Origin of the sequence: Pedobacter hartonius, from assembly GCF_900107535.1 — a bacterium.
Lineage (GTDB): Bacteria > Bacteroidota > Bacteroidia > Sphingobacteriales > Sphingobacteriaceae > Pedobacter > Pedobacter hartonius.
In genome coordinates, this window is record NZ_FNRA01000004.1 from 281,211 (window position 1) to 295,712 (window position 14,502).

Here is a 14,502-nt window from a genome sequence, read left to right on the forward strand (position 1 = left end):
TGCTGCACTTTTGGCCTATTTCATATCATCCGTTTTTACAAAGTCTATCTCATAACGGTGATCTCCTTTCCTGTAATTTTAAATTTCACTTCTTTTGTTAATTGCATCTGGCATAGGATATCTGAGATTTTTGCATATCTGGAAGCCCGGCCTACAAAGTGTAATTGCTGAAGTGCCGTATCCTGATAAGTTACTTTCAGGTCATACCACCGAGCAAGTTCTTTCATAATCTCACCTAATGTCTCACGCTTAAAGGCGAAAGTGCCATTGTGCCAATCTATTTCATTCTCAGCTTCCACTTGGCCAACGTTCATCGTTAACCCGTTATTTACTGACTGCTCATTTGGTTTTAAAATCAATACGTTAGAAGACGTTTCTGTCCCTTTTTGTAAACCCGAAACACGCACTGAACCTTCCAGTAAGGTAGTTTTAACAACTATATCTTCAGGATAACTGCTGACATTGAAATGGGTTCCTAATACCTGCACGGTCTGTTTCGGCGAGGTTACGATAAAAGGATGTGCTTTGTCCTTCTTTATTTCAAAGTAGGCTTCGCCGCTCAGTGCAACATTTCGAGTGACATCAAAAGTTGTTGGAAAAGATAAGGTTGAGGCGGCGTTAAGCCATACTTTGGAGCCATCCGGCAAACAGACCATATATTGCCCTCCCTTTGGAGTTTCAATAGTATTCAAAGATTTTTTACTATTTCCGACAGTGGGGGAGGAGCCCGTCACCTGGAACATCAGTTCTCCATTTTTGGTCTTGCTAACCCGCATACCCGGCAAGGTTGCCAGCTCGCCGTTTTCAGCATCAGTCAGCTTTATCCTTTTACCATTTTCCAAAGTCAGGACAGCTTGATTTTTTCCCGGATCAACATCATTTTCAAATACACCATCATTCCTTCCCGCAAACATGAGATAGACGCCGATTCCGGCACTGAAACAAATAAGAGCCGCTACTGCAAATCTTTTATATTCCTGGTATAAACGTATAACGATAGTCTCTTTCCTTTTCCTGGATGACCTGATCTGCTCCAGGCTGGCTAATTCCTCAACAATCAGGTTCTGTGCAAAAGGTGTCCCCGCATTTTCCTTCGCGATGGTCCTGTACCAGTCCTCTACCTTATTAACCTCTTCCGGAGTACAAGTTCCATCTTCATACTTTTGCAGCAGGTCTTTGGATATATCTTTTTTCATTATTAACAATTAGGTATATAATGAGAATACAATCGTAAAGGGGCTATAGAGTACAAAGAGTTAAAATAAATTTAACATATTTTTAACGTTTAGGATATACGTCTGTAGACAAATAAGTTACGGTATTAACTAATTCAAATTGAATACTTCAAAAAGAGCGTGGAGATGTAAACTGCTAACAAACGAGCAGTTGCTTGCGGTAATTATTTATATATTCCTGCCAGGGTGCAGGCAAGTAGTGCCGTATAGGTATTTATATCCTTATTGTTCCTCAATGTGCTTAATGCCCTTCTTATTTGAGTCCGCACTGTGAGTTCAGATATATTCATCAGATCCGCGATCTCTTTGTGGGATAGATTTTGTTTGCGGCTTAGATTAAAAATTTCCTGCATGCGTGGAGGCATGTTTTGTATTTCAGCATCAATGATTCTGATCAGCTCTTGCAATTGAAAATCAGAATCAGCATGTGTTACGGAGACGTGGTCAGCCAGTGATTCCAGATAATTGCTTTTGGTCTTTTCATGCTTTATGGCATTTATAACTCTCGATCTTACTGCTTTATATAGATAGAATTTCAGTTCTTTTACCTGCCATTTTTCAGGCGATCCTGCCAGCCCTGAAAATAATTCCTGCACAATATCCTTCGCCATATCTTCATCTTTCAGGATGTTATTTGCATGAAGGACAAGTGGCGTCCAGTACTTTTTGAAAATTATGGTAAATGCTTCCCATTCCCCGGCCCTAAATAGGTCAAAGAGTGCTTCGTCGGTCAGGGAATCATATTTGTTCATCTTTGATATCAGGCAAATAAATACAAACGTTATTGCTATAATTACAGATTAGAATATTCCTGTAGGTTTTATGAATACATGATTCACTTACACCAACGGGCATTTGGCTTACACCAAATATATTATAACCTACACCAAATATATGTTTATTATATATTCAAATTATAAATTCAGAAATATTATTTTATAAGATATTGTTATTTCAACTTGTGAAAGTGTAGAACAGATATTTAACAGAATTTAATTTTACACTGCCCGTCTATATATAGTGTTACCAACACTATATAAGTTAGCAAAAAAACCGCAGACCATATATAGTCATGGGTTCTAAAAATACGATGGCCAGGAATTTCTATAGCCTATCAGAGCTCCTCCATCATGACGGATAATTGAAAATTCAGAATAACCTAGCTGCTCCATAATATGAATAATAAACCTGTTGCTGATAAATTGCTAACAATTTTGCGTTCAAATTTTTTCTGTAACAGATTTCGGCAGCATCAGCAGGAATGGTAAAGCTTTTTTATAATTCAGATCAGGATATTCCAAACCTAATGCTCTTATATTGCTATAGTAAGTTTCATGCTGCGTATAATAATATTTTTCAGATTGCACAAACCATGCTTTATTTCCCAGCTTCTGGGCTAGAAACCATTTCTCTAACAGCCGCGCACAACGTCCATTACCATCATTCCAGGGGTGTATTTTTACAAATACAAGGTGGAGCATACTGGCAAAAAAGAAGATCTCTGAGATAGTAAGCTTAATATCCAGTAATATTTGCAAATCGGCGTACAGTTTTTCCATTTCAGATGGCACTTCAAAGGGAGTAGCTGCTACATATTCAATACGCCCGTCTTTAGTCGTAACGAACATATTCTGATTTCTGAATTTACCAAGCCAATTGGTAGATACAATATGTTTTGCCAAGATGGTATGCGTTTTTGCAAAGGTTTCTTTCTCTGGCTTGTTTTCTGAAGCAAATTGATAAGCCAGATAAAGGTCATCTATCTTACGTGTATAGTCTGGCTGAAATTCAATATTAAAACGTTTATGCTTAATGTAGGAATCTAATTCTATAGGTTCACCTTCAATTTTACTGGAATAGACAGAAGCCACTGAAGTATAAAAGCTGAATTCGGCTGTAGAAAGTTCAGCGTCTTCCAATCTTTCAAACGCTGTAGATAAAAGATTATCAGAAATAGTTGCCTTGTATTGCTCAAGCAGATCTGTGGGTATAATATGTAAGCCCTTTATTGTCAACATACTCCTGGAATTAGGTATAAACAAAAAAAGCTTTAAATCGAAATTTAAAGCTTTTTTGTATTTCAGCGGAGGAAGAGGGATTCGAACCCTCGGTACCGTTGCCAGTACGACAGTTTAGCAAACTGTTCCTTTCGGCCACTCAGGCATCCCTCCGTTTAAAATGTTACCCGTTTTTCGGGATTGCAAATATAGTAATTCAAACATATCTGCAAAAATTATTTTACACGTTTTGCAGGTAATCTATACGCACATGATAGATGCTCATAAGCATTGTCTTGAATATCAGCTTTATAGTTTCAAGATCTTTTAACGTTAAATCGCAATTATCTAGCTGATTTTGTTCCAATTTGTAGTTTATGATGCGTTCTACGAGGTCATTTATGTTTTGAGCGTCCGGATTTTTGATACTTCTTGATGCTGCTTCCACCGAATCGGCCAGCATCAGGACCCCTGTTTCTTTCGAAAACGGGATAGGACCGGGGTATCTGAAGATGTTTTCATCCACGAATTTCTCTGGTGAATTTTTAAGGAATGATTGGTAGAAAAAGTCTACCCGTGTATTTCCATGGTGTGTTCTGATAAAGTCGATCACGCTTTCCGGCAATTGGTGCCTTCTCGTGATCTCGATGCCCTTGTGCACATGTTTGATGATGATCTGTGCACTTTGTTCATAAGGAAGCTTGTCATGCGGGCTGAGCGAGGTATTTTGGTTCTCAATGAAGTACTGCGGGTTTTCAATCTTACCGATATCATGGTACAGGGCGCCTGCCCGGACAAGCAATGAATTTCCTCCGATCTTGAAGATTGCCGCTTCCGCCAGGTTTGCTACCTGCAGCGAATGCTGGAACGTTCCGGGGGCTTTGAAAGCAAGTTCTCTCAACAACTTGTTATTTGTGTTGGTTAGCTCTATCAGGGCTACGTCAGAGGTAATACCAAATACCCTTTCGAAGGCATAGATCAGCGGGTAGGCGAGCAGGGATAGCAGCACGCTGATCACAAATGGCACAAAGTTGATCCACTCAATTTCCTGGAAAGATCCTTCACGCAGCAGGGCGATCCCAAGGAAACAGATGAAATAAGCGGTGAGTATAAACATAGCTGAGAGCAGCAGCTGTTCTCTTTTGATCAGGTTTCTGATACTGTAAATGGCAACCATTCCCGCTGTAGTTTCATAGAATACAAACTCAAAGCTGTTGGGTACAAAAAAGCCTGCAATGAGGATCACCAGTAAATGGAGGTACAGGGCCAGCCGGGTGTCAAACAAGATCCTGATAATGATCGGAACGATACAAAATGGAATGTAGTAAACGCTTGGCAGGTTAAGCTTGATTGACCAGGTTAAAGCCAGGAGCATCGTAGTGATTACAAGCAACAATAGGGATAACTGCCTGTTATCGGCAAAAATATCTTTCCTGAACATGTACAGGAACACCATCTGCAGGCTCAGCACAAATGCAACCAGCAGGATCTGGCCGAGATAGACCAGCTTACTGTCGCCAATTGTTTTTGTTTGTGCCTCGTATGTTTCTTTGAAAGATTGCAGTTTCTGAAAGGCCTCGTCATCAATCACGTTGTTCTTCGCAATGATCACTTCACCTTTCTGGACCATGCCCCGGGTGGTGGAGAGGCTGTTAATGGTATTGTCCTGCACGATGGCGGTGAGCTTTTCATCGAATACGATGTTTGGCTGCAGGTGATCTTCTATCAGGTTCATGACCACCTCTTTTTCCTTTAAATTGATGGATGTGAAAGTGTTGTTGAAATAATCCAGCGCTGACTGTACGGTATACACATCCTGAGTACTGACCGTGGTCGCGATATTGTTGTCAAGCATGGATACGTCATAATATTTCCTGCCTTTCTGGTGTTTGGGATTAACAGCGATAATCCCCTTATCATAAATGCTTTTCAGCAATCTCAGCGAGGCTGCCTTATTGGGTTCTTTACTTTCATCAGAAAAGGCATTTCCCCGCCACTTTACATCAAATTCATTTAGGTAGGCCTCTTCTACATTGTTAAACAGTTCATGATCGTAGCGGTATATCGGCAGAACATTCGCGAGTGCATCTTTTTTGTCTGTATTTACCTGTGGGCCTGTTTTCAGTATAGCAAAGCTGAATGGCGAGATCAGGTCTTTATTGAGCCAAATCCTGCCCTTTTGGAATTCATATCTGAAACGCGGTTGCTTCGGTAGAAAAAAGGTGATAATAAGTACAGTGAGGGCCATCATAATATATTTAATATTAGAGGAGTACTTCCTGTACAGGATCCTGTGAGAGTTCTTTTTGATCTTAGCCAAAATGATGAAATTGATTTGTTCAAAAATACGAAATTTTATTCACCGCCTTTTCATCCTGAAATACTGTTTGTTGGATTTCAGCTAAAAGGGAAAACAAAAAGCCCGATTCAATAAATATAAAATTAAAATACAAACGGCGCATCCGTTTAATTTCCTTAATCACTTAAGTTCAGTGTTGCCCGCCGGCAAAGTAAAAGTACTCAATATCGCATAGAATAAGGACTAATTATCTAATAAGATTGATTTACTCCGGGCTGAGGCTGAGGGAGAAAGAGGCTCAGATAAGCATGAATCCTGAACCAAACAAATTTTATAAAAAATTGTTTGATTTATTTGTGAAATTAATTACCTTCGATTACTAACCAGATAATTAACCGATATGATCACAATTGTAATTGCTTCAGTTTTAGGGATAATAGGCCTTGCTCATTTGCAAAAAAATGAGCGTTAACTTATTTAAAGATGTACCTCTTTTTAAAGCCTCTGTCTTAGATAGGGGCTTTTTATTTGATCCTTATTTCGCAGAAATCATATAATCAATGTATTTTTACCGAAAATTTTAACGATGCAGCAAAGTGTCCTGATTATTGACGACGAGAAGAAGATCTGCAGCCTCCTTGCGAGAATTATTGAACTGGAAGGATTTACCGTTTTCCAGGCGAATACAGCTAAGGAAGGACTGAAAGTTCTGGCTGCCCAGGAAATTCATGTTGTGATCAGTGACGTGAAACTCCCGGACATCAATGGTATTGAACTGGTAAAGCAGATCAAAGAGATGAAGCCTTATGCAGAGGTGATCAGCCTGACCGCTTTCGGTACCATTCAGGATGGCGTAAAGGCCATGAAGAACGGCGCTTTTGATTATATTACCAAGGGCGACGATAATGATAAAATTATTCCGCTGGTTTATAAGGCTATGGACAAAGCCAAACTCCAGTTCCGCGTCTTTGAACTAGAATCCAGAATCCAGAAACAATATGATTTCAGCTCTATCCTGGGACAGTCAAAATCTATCCTGCAGGCTATAGACCTGGCCAGGCGCGTTGCACTCACGGATACAACTGTCCTGCTGCTGGGTGAAACCGGTACCGGGAAAGAGGTTTTTGCCCAGGCTATTCATTACGAAAGCCCAAGGAAGTTAAAACCATTTGTGGCATTGAACTGCAGCGGCTTTAACCCTGATCTGCTGGAAAGTGAACTTTTTGGCTATAAACAGGGCGCATTTACCGGAGCTCATAAAGATAAAAAAGGATTGCTGCAGGAGGCAAATGAAGGAACACTCTTCCTGGATGAAATAGGAGAGATGAACCTTGACCTGCAGGCCAAATTATTACGCGTACTGGAAAGCCAGACTTTTATTAAAGTAGGTGACACGCAGACCACGAAAGTAAATGTCAGGATCATCGCCGCAACGAACAGGGACCTGAAAGCGGAAGCCGAAGAGGGAAGGTTCAGGCTGGATCTATTTTACAGGCTTTCGGTATTTTCCATCGAGCTTCCATCGCTGAAAGAACGAAAAGCAGATATCCCGATAATTGCTAAACACTACCTGAAACAGTTTGCTGCCAAGGTGAATAAACCTGATTTTACCATGGATGAACAGTTTGCTGAGCATCTGCAAAATCATGGCTGGAAAGGAAATATCAGGGAACTGAAAAATGTGATTGAGCGGGTGGTGATCCTTGCAGACGGACTAGTGCTGAATGCGTCTCTGCTTCCCTATGAATTCGAGCAGGGAAATGTAGGAGGAGATGCAATGAAGATGGAAACGGTAGAAAAGATGCATATTATCAAAGTTCTGAAGTACTCCCAAAACAATAAAACAGAGGCATCCAGGTTGCTTGGAATAGGCCTTACCACACTTTACCGCAAGCTGGAAGAGTATCAGATCAGCTAAACATAATTAGATTCATTCTATACTGTATTTTCTGCGTTACTACAGGGGCTTTCGTGAAACAAAACCCCGAAATTGGTAGTTGATAACATCAAACTATAATTCAGGCTAATGATAGAAAATAAGACCCGGGAAAAGGAAGATGAAGGAATGGCCAGCAATTCGCGCCGCGATTTCCTAAAGAAATCTTCTGTGATCACTGCCATTGCTCTTACCCCGGTGGCTGCTGTAAAAGCATCTGATCTCAAATTAGACGAAAGACTGTCCGAAGCCATTGAACAGATGTCGCTGAGCATCGAAATCAACGGGCAGCAATATAACCTCAAAGTTGAACCGCGATTGACCTTACTGGATTTGCTCAGGGAAAGGCTGAAGCTGACGGGTACCAAAAAAGGATGTGACCAGGGACAGTGCGGTGCCTGTACAGTGCACGTAGACGGGGTGAGAACAAACTCGTGTTTGTCACTTGCCGTTATGAATGATGGCGCCAAAGTTACTACGATTGAAGGTCTGGCGAACGGACATGAACTGCACCCCATGCAGGAAGCCTTCATCAAACATGATGGTTTTCAATGCGGATACTGTACTCCAGGCCAGATCATGTCGGCCGTGGCCTGTATCCATGAAGGACATGCCAATTCAGAAACCGAGATCAGGGAGTTTATGAGCGGAAATATATGCCGCTGCGGAGCATATGCAAATATTGTGAATGCCATCAGGGAAGTTAAAGCAGGAGGTAAGGTATGAACAATTTCCAATACAAAAGGGTAAGCAGCCCTATCGCGGCTATTACCGAATTGGCTAAAGATCCAGCCGCCAAATTGGTTGCAGGTGGAACAAATCTGATAGATCTGATGAAGTATGGTGTGATGTCCCCGGATAAACTGGTAGACGTAAACCATCTGAATTTTAATGAAATAGTGAAACAGGATGGGTCGCTACATATTGGTGCTACGGTAAGAAACGCTGTGGCTTCGGCCAATGCAGATGTACTGAAATACCAGCCTTTGTTATCGCAGGCTATGCTTTCAGGTGCTTCGCCCCAGTTAAGAAACAAAGCCACGATGGGCGGCAATCTGCTGCAGCGTACCAGATGTGGTTATTTTTATGATATTTCTGCTCCATGTAATAAACGGCAGCCCGGATCAGGCTGTGGCGCCATGGGGGGATACAACAGGATGCACGCCATATTTGGTGCAAGCAGTTCCTGTATTGCCGTAAATCCCAGTGATATGAATGTTGCACTGACGGCTCTGGACGCGGTGATCCTGGTTACAGGGCCAAAAGGCGACAGAAAGATCCCCATAAGTGATTTCCACCGCTTGCCGGGTACCCATCCGGAACTGGATACAACACTTGACAGGAAAGAGATCATCACAGGGATCGTCATTCCTGATAATGCTTTCGCTGCAAATACGACTTATATAAAGGTGCGCGACCGTGCTTCCTATGCTTTTGCGCTGATCTCGGTGGCTGTAGCGATGGAACTGGAGGGGACCACCATTAAAGATATCAGGCTGGCAATGGGCGGAGTGGCACATAAGCCATGGCGTCTAAAAGAAGCGGAACAAATGCTGAAAGGCAAACAGGCCTCAGTAGAAAATTTTAAAATGGCCGCTGAACTGGCAATGAAAGGTGCTAGAGCATATGAGCACAATGCTTTTAAGTTAAAGTTAGCGCCCAACACAATGATTCAGGCATTAAAAACAGCTTCAGGCATAAAAGCATAGATTATGAGCAAGAAACATTTAGAAAACGCGGATATGGAATTGGCAATGTCACGCGTGGATGGAAGGGTAAAAGTAACTGGCGCGGCTAAGTATACCGCCGAAGTACAACTTCCGGAACTTACATATGGAGTGCTGGTTGAAAGTACCGTTGGCCAGGGAGTAATTACCTCGATAGACACGAAAAAAGCAGAATGGGCTCCCGGCGTAATTGCCGTGATCTCACATTTAAACACACCTGGTGTTCCCGAATATAAATTGCAGAACCAGGATGTCATTCAAAAACAATTGCGCGTTTTTAACGACGCCAATGTATATTTCAATGGTCAGCCTATCGCCGTTGTTGTTGCGGATACGCTGGAAAGGGCACAGTATGGGGCTTCACTGGTAAAGGTTACCTATTCCAAAGAAAAGTCATTCAGTAATCTGAAGGATAATATTGCCAGGGCCATAGTTCCAAAAAAAGCTAAAGCTGATCCGAAAGGAATGACCTCTGATTTTATCCGCGGCAGGGCAGAGGCTTATAAGGACGCCGAGTTCCAGGTAAATGAAGAATATATTCAGCCATCTGAGGCCCATCACCCGATGGAGCTGCACTCTATTATTGCAACCTGGGATGCTGAAGATAAACTTACATTGGTAGATAAAACACAGGGCTCACAACAAACTGCGGCAAGCATTGCAAAGTCCTTCCAGCTTCCTGCGGAGAATGTGAAGGTGCTCTCCACCTATGTGGGTGGTGCTTTTGGTTCTGCATTGCGCGTCTGGCCTCATGAAATTGTGGCAATCCTTGCAGCAAAGAAAGTGCAGAAGCCGGTGAAGCTGGTTTTACATAGAAACCAGATGTCTTACATGGTGGGCTATCGTCCTTATACCCTACAAAAGGTGGCTATAGGAGCATCCAAAGACGGGAAGATTCTTGGCCTGTCACATGAATCTTATGGCAAAACCTCCATGTATGAGGAATTCACGGAGAATGTGCTGATCATGTCCCGCATGATGTATGACATTCCCAATGTGGATACCAAATACAGGATTGTTCCGCTGAATGTAAGTACACCCGCACCCATGCGCGGTCCGGGAGAGGCAACGGGTTCTTTTGCACTGGAATGTGCAATTGATGAGCTTTCGTATAAACTGAAAATGGATCCCATTGAACTGAGGCTGGTAAATTATGCAGCACAGGATCCTGACAAAAAAATTCCCTGGTCAAGTAACTTCCTTAAGGAATGTTATCAGCTGGGAGCCGATAAAATAGGCTGGAATAAACGTAAAGCCGAGCCTGACTCCATACAGGACGGGGAATGGAAAGTGGGTTATGGCGTGGCTACCGGTACCTTCGGTGCTTTCCGTAACGCTGCCTCGGTAAAGGCTACATTTAAACCTGACGGAACGCTGCTTCTGCAGTCGGCCATCGCAGATATCGGACCGGGAACAGCTACTTCCATGACAGCTATTGCTGCCAAAAACCTGGGTATTCAGCCTGAAAATATCGCCTTTCAGCTGGGAAATTCGACCTTTCCAAAGGCGCCTATGCAGGGTGGGTCAAATACTGTGGCTACGGTAGGCTCGGCAGTGGTGGCAACCTGTGATAACCTGAAGGTGGAGCTGGCGAAACGTGCTGCAAAACAAAAACCGGAATGGAACAATGCTATTCCTAAAAATATCAGCATTGTAGGAACGCAGTTGGTAAATTCGGATGAGCCTTCTTCAAAAGTGGAAATCGCTTCGCTCTTTAAGGAAGATAATCTTTCTGAACTCGTGATCAAAGGTGATGCGGCACCCGGAGAGGAAAGTAAAAAGTATTCTTTTTACTCTTTCTCTGTCCATTTTATCGAAGCACATGTACATGAGCTGACAGGCGTGGTACGTATTAAAAATGCCGTATCAGTGATCGATTGCGGAACGGTAGTGAGCCCTAAAACGGCGCGCAGCCAGTCAATGGGTGGGATTGTTGGAGGAATAGGCATGGCGCTGATGGAAGATGTGGTGATCGATGACCGCACAGGGCGTACCGTGACAGCCAGCTTTGGTGATTACCATGTTCCTGTGCAGGCCGATATCCCGCAAATGGAAATGATGTTCGTAAATGAAAAGGACCCTTACCTCAACCCCATGGGATCAAAAGGATTGGGCGAAATTGTGATCATCGGCGTGGCGCCCGCTGTGGCGAATGCTGTTTACAACGCGACAGGGAAACGGGTGAGGCATCTGCCGATTACGCCGGATAAACTGATATAAAACAGGCCTGCTTTCAAATTAACGCAGGCTTTTTACTCGATAGCCTGGCAGGATGCGGGGTTATAATGCGGAAAGTTAAATAACCCCCTGCTTAAGGTTCTTCAAGCTTCGCTGGAAAAAAAGCACCTCTCTTTCGATGCTGTATGCTGCTGAAACGCAGCAGAAGGCATCGAAAGAGAGGTGCTTTTTTTAGGATCATCTGTAGCGCGGTGGCTTAGAAGATCTCATAGGAAAATATTTTAAAAAATCACAATTTTTCCATTGTGAAGACGCCATTGAACTTTAAACCATGCATGTTGACGATAAGCTACCATACTCCTGCTTTGATGACAACGCTTTTTTTATTAGTTTTAGTTCTGAATATTCCATTATATGAGCAATCCCGAAGAAGAGCACAGTTATCCGATAGGCCGTTTTATCCCTGCAGAGACCTATACCCCACAATTGCTGGAGAGATGGATAGGTTCCATCAGGTCTGTTCCTTTGCTGTTTGATTACTGCATTGAGAACCTCGATGAAGCGCAGTTAAATACGCCCTACCGTCCCGGAGGATGGACGACCGTACAGGTAATCCACCATGTTGCCGATAGTCATATGAATGCCTATATCAGGCTGAAACTGGCACTTACGGAAAACCGTCCTGAGATCAAACCTTATGATGAAAAGTTATGGGCAGAACTTCCTGATGTTGCGGATGTACCTTTAAATGTCTCCATTACACTGATCCATGCTTTGCACCGCCGCTGGGTTTCAGTGCTGGTTCAGATGAAGGAGGAGGACTGGACACGTGAGTATTATCATCCGGCAGCTAATGCTTATGTGCCGCTCTGGCAGATGACAAACAATTATCACTGGCATGGCAAACACCATGCAGAACAAATCCTTTCCCTGCGTAAGAGGATGGGCTGGTAAGGCTTTAAGAATAAATTGATTGCGGGTTTATGAGGTTTGGGGATAGATCAGTAATCGTGATTGATTTTCAAATAATTGTTCCAGTTTGCTTTGGGTATAACCCAGTGTGGAAAGGTAGCTGGCTTCGGCTTTGCGGTCGAGCACTACGATCAGCAGATCTTCTGAATTTAACCTTGATTTGAGGAGTTTCCATTCCTTCCAGACTTCCGTAGGACTAAAAATGAAATTGGCGTTTGATCTTGTTGCAGACAGGAAATGCTCGATGAGCAGCTGTGTAGGCTCATCACAGTAGCAGGTTACCGTAAGGCTAAGCTCAGAACTCAGCCGGCAAACTTTTGACAGCCATACATTGATTGTTTTTTCCATCAGATACGCAGGCGGGCAAACCAGCTGGATGCTTTTATGTACGGTTATGGGCCTGTTGAGGTGCAGAATGAACAGGTTGGCGGGAGAATTTTCTATCAGTGCCGAAGATTTATCACCGAGGAATTTGTCGATCACTGTTGTTCTTCTGCGCCATCCTGTGATAATGATATTTGCTGACTTTTCTTTTGCAATACGCAGGACGCCGCTGGGCACATTATGGTCCAGTGTGGCGATGATCTCCACCTCAGTTCCGTTTCCGGAAGCATATTTTACTGAATCATTTAGCTTTTTGCGGGCAATCAGCAGGTTCGACTGTGCGTTGTCACTATCAGGAACCACAGATAGGAGGCTGATGGGCTGCAGTCCGCCCTTGTCTTTAAATAAAACGGCAAGATCAAGCAGGGAGTCCATATTGTTGAAATCCGCAATGGGTATCAGTATGTTTTCAGTATCATGTACAGCATTGGGGATTGTGATCTCTTCCTCGGAAACAATTGCACGGCTGGCCCTTTCGGTAGCAAAGGAAGCCGCTACACAGGTCACCAGGATCAGGATAATTGTGCCGTTCAGGATATTATCATCAATAATTTTCGACTGGTATCCTACCAGGATGATGGCCAGGGTAGCTGCGGCATGAGCACTGCTGAGGCCAAATATCAGCAGACGCTGGTTCTTAGTGTATTTGAAGATCCATTGGGTAAAAGTAGCCGACAGGTATTTTCCTGCAATTGCTACCAGTGTTAATGAGCCGGCAATGATCAGGGCATCCGGCCCCCTGAAAAGTACCCGCAGGTCTACCAGCATGCCAACGCTGATCAGGAAAAAGGGTATAAAGAGGGCATTTCCGACAAATTCAATCCTGTTCATCAGAATAGAGGACTGCGGGATCAGGCGGTTCAGGGCAAGGCCGGCTACGAAAGCTCCAATGATCGGCTCTATTCCGGCTAGCTGGGCCAGGAAAGCTGAAAAGAAAACAACAGACAGGACGAAGATGTAATGTGAGGTCTTTTCGCTCTCCAGTTTTGTGAAAAACCACTTCGCAATTTTTGGGATCACAATGAAAACTGTGGCAGTGAATATCGTCAGGGAGATGCCCAGCTGGATCCAGAAACTGCTGTTGAGTTGTCCGTGTACGGAACCCATGATGACGGCGAGAATGATGAGGACCGCTGTATCTGTCAGGATTGTACCTCCAACGGTGACGGCTACGGCTTCATTTTTTGAAATACCAAATTTATTAACGATAGGGTAGGCTACGAGCGTGTGTGTAGCAAACATGCTGGCGGTAAGAATAGAAGTGAGCATGGAATAGTGAAGCAGGAAATAACAGACCGGGAAACCGATCAGTATGGGGACGGCGAAGGTGAGAAACCCGAATATAAAACTCTTGTGTTTCTTTCGTTTAAAATCTGCCAGATCAAGCTCAATACCTGCGATAAACATGATGTATAACAGGCCGATGGTTGAAAAAAGTTCTATTGCGGAGTTTTTTTTGAGAATATTGAGGCCGTTAGGACCAATGAGGATACCGGCGATGATAAAACCCACGATGCCTGGAATCTTGATTTTTCCAAGTAGAATCGGTGCAATTAAAATGATAAAAAGGATCAGTGAAAAGATAAGGACCGGATTGGTAAAAGGGAGGTCGAATTGTCTGGAAATATGATCAAAAAAATTCGTCTGCATAAATGTTATAGTTGCTGTAATAACGCATATAGGCATTCAATAGTTTGAATATGAATGTCTGGAAGTTTGTTTGTGAGGCTTTTATACTCACGCTCTCAGGGGCAAAATAGGTTTTTTTTTATTC

10 protein-coding genes and 1 tRNA gene are annotated in these 14,502 nt (G+C 43.1%); 5 read left to right on the forward strand and 6 right to left on the reverse strand.

What is annotated here, in order from left to right:
• Positions 1-44: 44 nt before the first annotated feature.
• From BLW16_RS09705 to BLW16_RS09725, 5 genes are all read right to left on the reverse strand, one after another.
• Positions 45-1,196 (reverse strand): FecR family protein, encoded by a 1,152-nt coding sequence (locus BLW16_RS09705; protein WP_090556383.1) that lies wholly within the window; start codon positions 1,194-1,196, stop codon positions 45-47.
• Between the two features lie 203 nt (positions 1,197-1,399).
• Complete coding sequence (locus BLW16_RS09710) at positions 1,400-1,987, reverse strand: RNA polymerase sigma-70 factor (RefSeq protein WP_090556384.1); 588 nt, start codon at positions 1,985-1,987, stop codon at positions 1,400-1,402.
• A 468-nt stretch (positions 1,988-2,455) separates the two neighbouring features.
• On the reverse strand, positions 2,456-3,253 hold the full coding sequence (locus tag BLW16_RS09715) for a Fic family protein (protein ID WP_090556385.1): 798 nt from the start codon (positions 3,251-3,253) through the stop codon (positions 2,456-2,458).
• A gap of 66 nt (positions 3,254-3,319) precedes the next feature.
• A tRNA-Ser gene (locus tag BLW16_RS09720) sits at positions 3,320-3,406 on the reverse strand.
• A 67-nt stretch (positions 3,407-3,473) separates the two neighbouring features.
• Entirely contained in the window at positions 3,474-5,552 is a 2,079-nt protein-coding gene (locus tag BLW16_RS09725; RefSeq protein WP_394332013.1) for an HD family phosphohydrolase, read from the reverse strand.
• Positions 5,553-6,117: 565 nt separating this feature from the next.
• Here BLW16_RS09725 and BLW16_RS09730 point away from each other — a divergent pair.
• The 5 genes from BLW16_RS09730 (at position 6,118) to BLW16_RS09750 (ending at position 12,326) form a co-directional block, all read left to right on the forward strand.
• On the forward strand, positions 6,118-7,449 hold the full coding sequence (locus BLW16_RS09730) for a sigma-54-dependent transcriptional regulator (RefSeq protein WP_090556386.1): 1,332 nt from the start codon (positions 6,118-6,120) through the stop codon (positions 7,447-7,449).
• 108 nt (positions 7,450-7,557) lie between these two features.
• Positions 7,558-8,193 carry a (2Fe-2S)-binding protein gene (locus BLW16_RS09735; RefSeq protein WP_090556387.1) on the forward strand — a complete coding sequence of 212 codons (636 nt, stop codon included), beginning with the start codon at positions 7,558-7,560 and terminating at the stop codon, positions 8,191-8,193.
• Positions 8,190-9,176, forward strand: coding sequence for an FAD binding domain-containing protein (locus BLW16_RS09740; protein WP_090556388.1), 987 nt, complete (start codon positions 8,190-8,192; stop codon positions 9,174-9,176). The genes BLW16_RS09735 and BLW16_RS09740 overlap by 4 nt, the downstream gene beginning before the upstream one ends.
• Positions 9,177-9,179: 3 nt before the next feature.
• Positions 9,180-11,414 carry a xanthine dehydrogenase family protein molybdopterin-binding subunit gene (locus BLW16_RS09745; RefSeq protein ID WP_090556389.1) on the forward strand — a complete coding sequence of 745 codons (2,235 nt, stop codon included), beginning with the start codon at positions 9,180-9,182 and terminating at the stop codon, positions 11,412-11,414.
• Between the two features lie 372 nt (positions 11,415-11,786).
• Positions 11,787-12,326 carry a YfiT family bacillithiol transferase gene (locus BLW16_RS09750; RefSeq protein ID WP_090556390.1) on the forward strand — a complete coding sequence of 180 codons (540 nt, stop codon included), beginning with the start codon at positions 11,787-11,789 and terminating at the stop codon, positions 12,324-12,326.
• Between the two features lie 27 nt (positions 12,327-12,353).
• Here BLW16_RS09750 and BLW16_RS09755 read toward each other — a convergent pair whose 3' ends face one another.
• On the reverse strand, positions 12,354-14,378 hold the full coding sequence (locus BLW16_RS09755) for a cation:proton antiporter (RefSeq protein WP_090556391.1): 2,025 nt from the start codon (positions 14,376-14,378) through the stop codon (positions 12,354-12,356).
• Positions 14,379-14,502: the final 124 nt, after the last annotated feature.

Excerpts from the sequence above, each read along its gene's own strand:
- BLW16_RS09705 (WP_090556383.1), bottom strand. The coding sequence starts at position 1,196 with ATGAAAAAAGATATATCCAAAGACCTGCTGCAAAAGTATGAAGATGGA.
- BLW16_RS09710 (WP_090556384.1), bottom strand. The coding sequence starts at position 1,987 with ATGAACAAATATGATTCCCTGACCGACGAAGCACTCTTTGACCTATTT.
- BLW16_RS09715 (WP_090556385.1), bottom strand. The coding sequence starts at position 3,253 with ATGTTGACAATAAAGGGCTTACATATTATACCCACAGATCTGCTTGAG.
- BLW16_RS09730 (WP_090556386.1), top strand. The coding sequence starts at position 6,118 with ATGCAGCAAAGTGTCCTGATTATTGACGACGAGAAGAAGATCTGCAGC.
- BLW16_RS09735 (WP_090556387.1), top strand. The coding sequence starts at position 7,558 with ATGATAGAAAATAAGACCCGGGAAAAGGAAGATGAAGGAATGGCCAGC.
- BLW16_RS09740 (WP_090556388.1), top strand. The coding sequence starts at position 8,190 with ATGAACAATTTCCAATACAAAAGGGTAAGCAGCCCTATCGCGGCTATT.
- BLW16_RS09745 (WP_090556389.1), top strand. The coding sequence starts at position 9,180 with ATGAGCAAGAAACATTTAGAAAACGCGGATATGGAATTGGCAATGTCA.
- BLW16_RS09750 (WP_090556390.1), top strand. The coding sequence starts at position 11,787 with ATGAGCAATCCCGAAGAAGAGCACAGTTATCCGATAGGCCGTTTTATC.
- BLW16_RS09755 (WP_090556391.1), bottom strand. The coding sequence starts at position 14,378 with ATGCAGACGAATTTTTTTGATCATATTTCCAGACAATTCGACCTCCCT.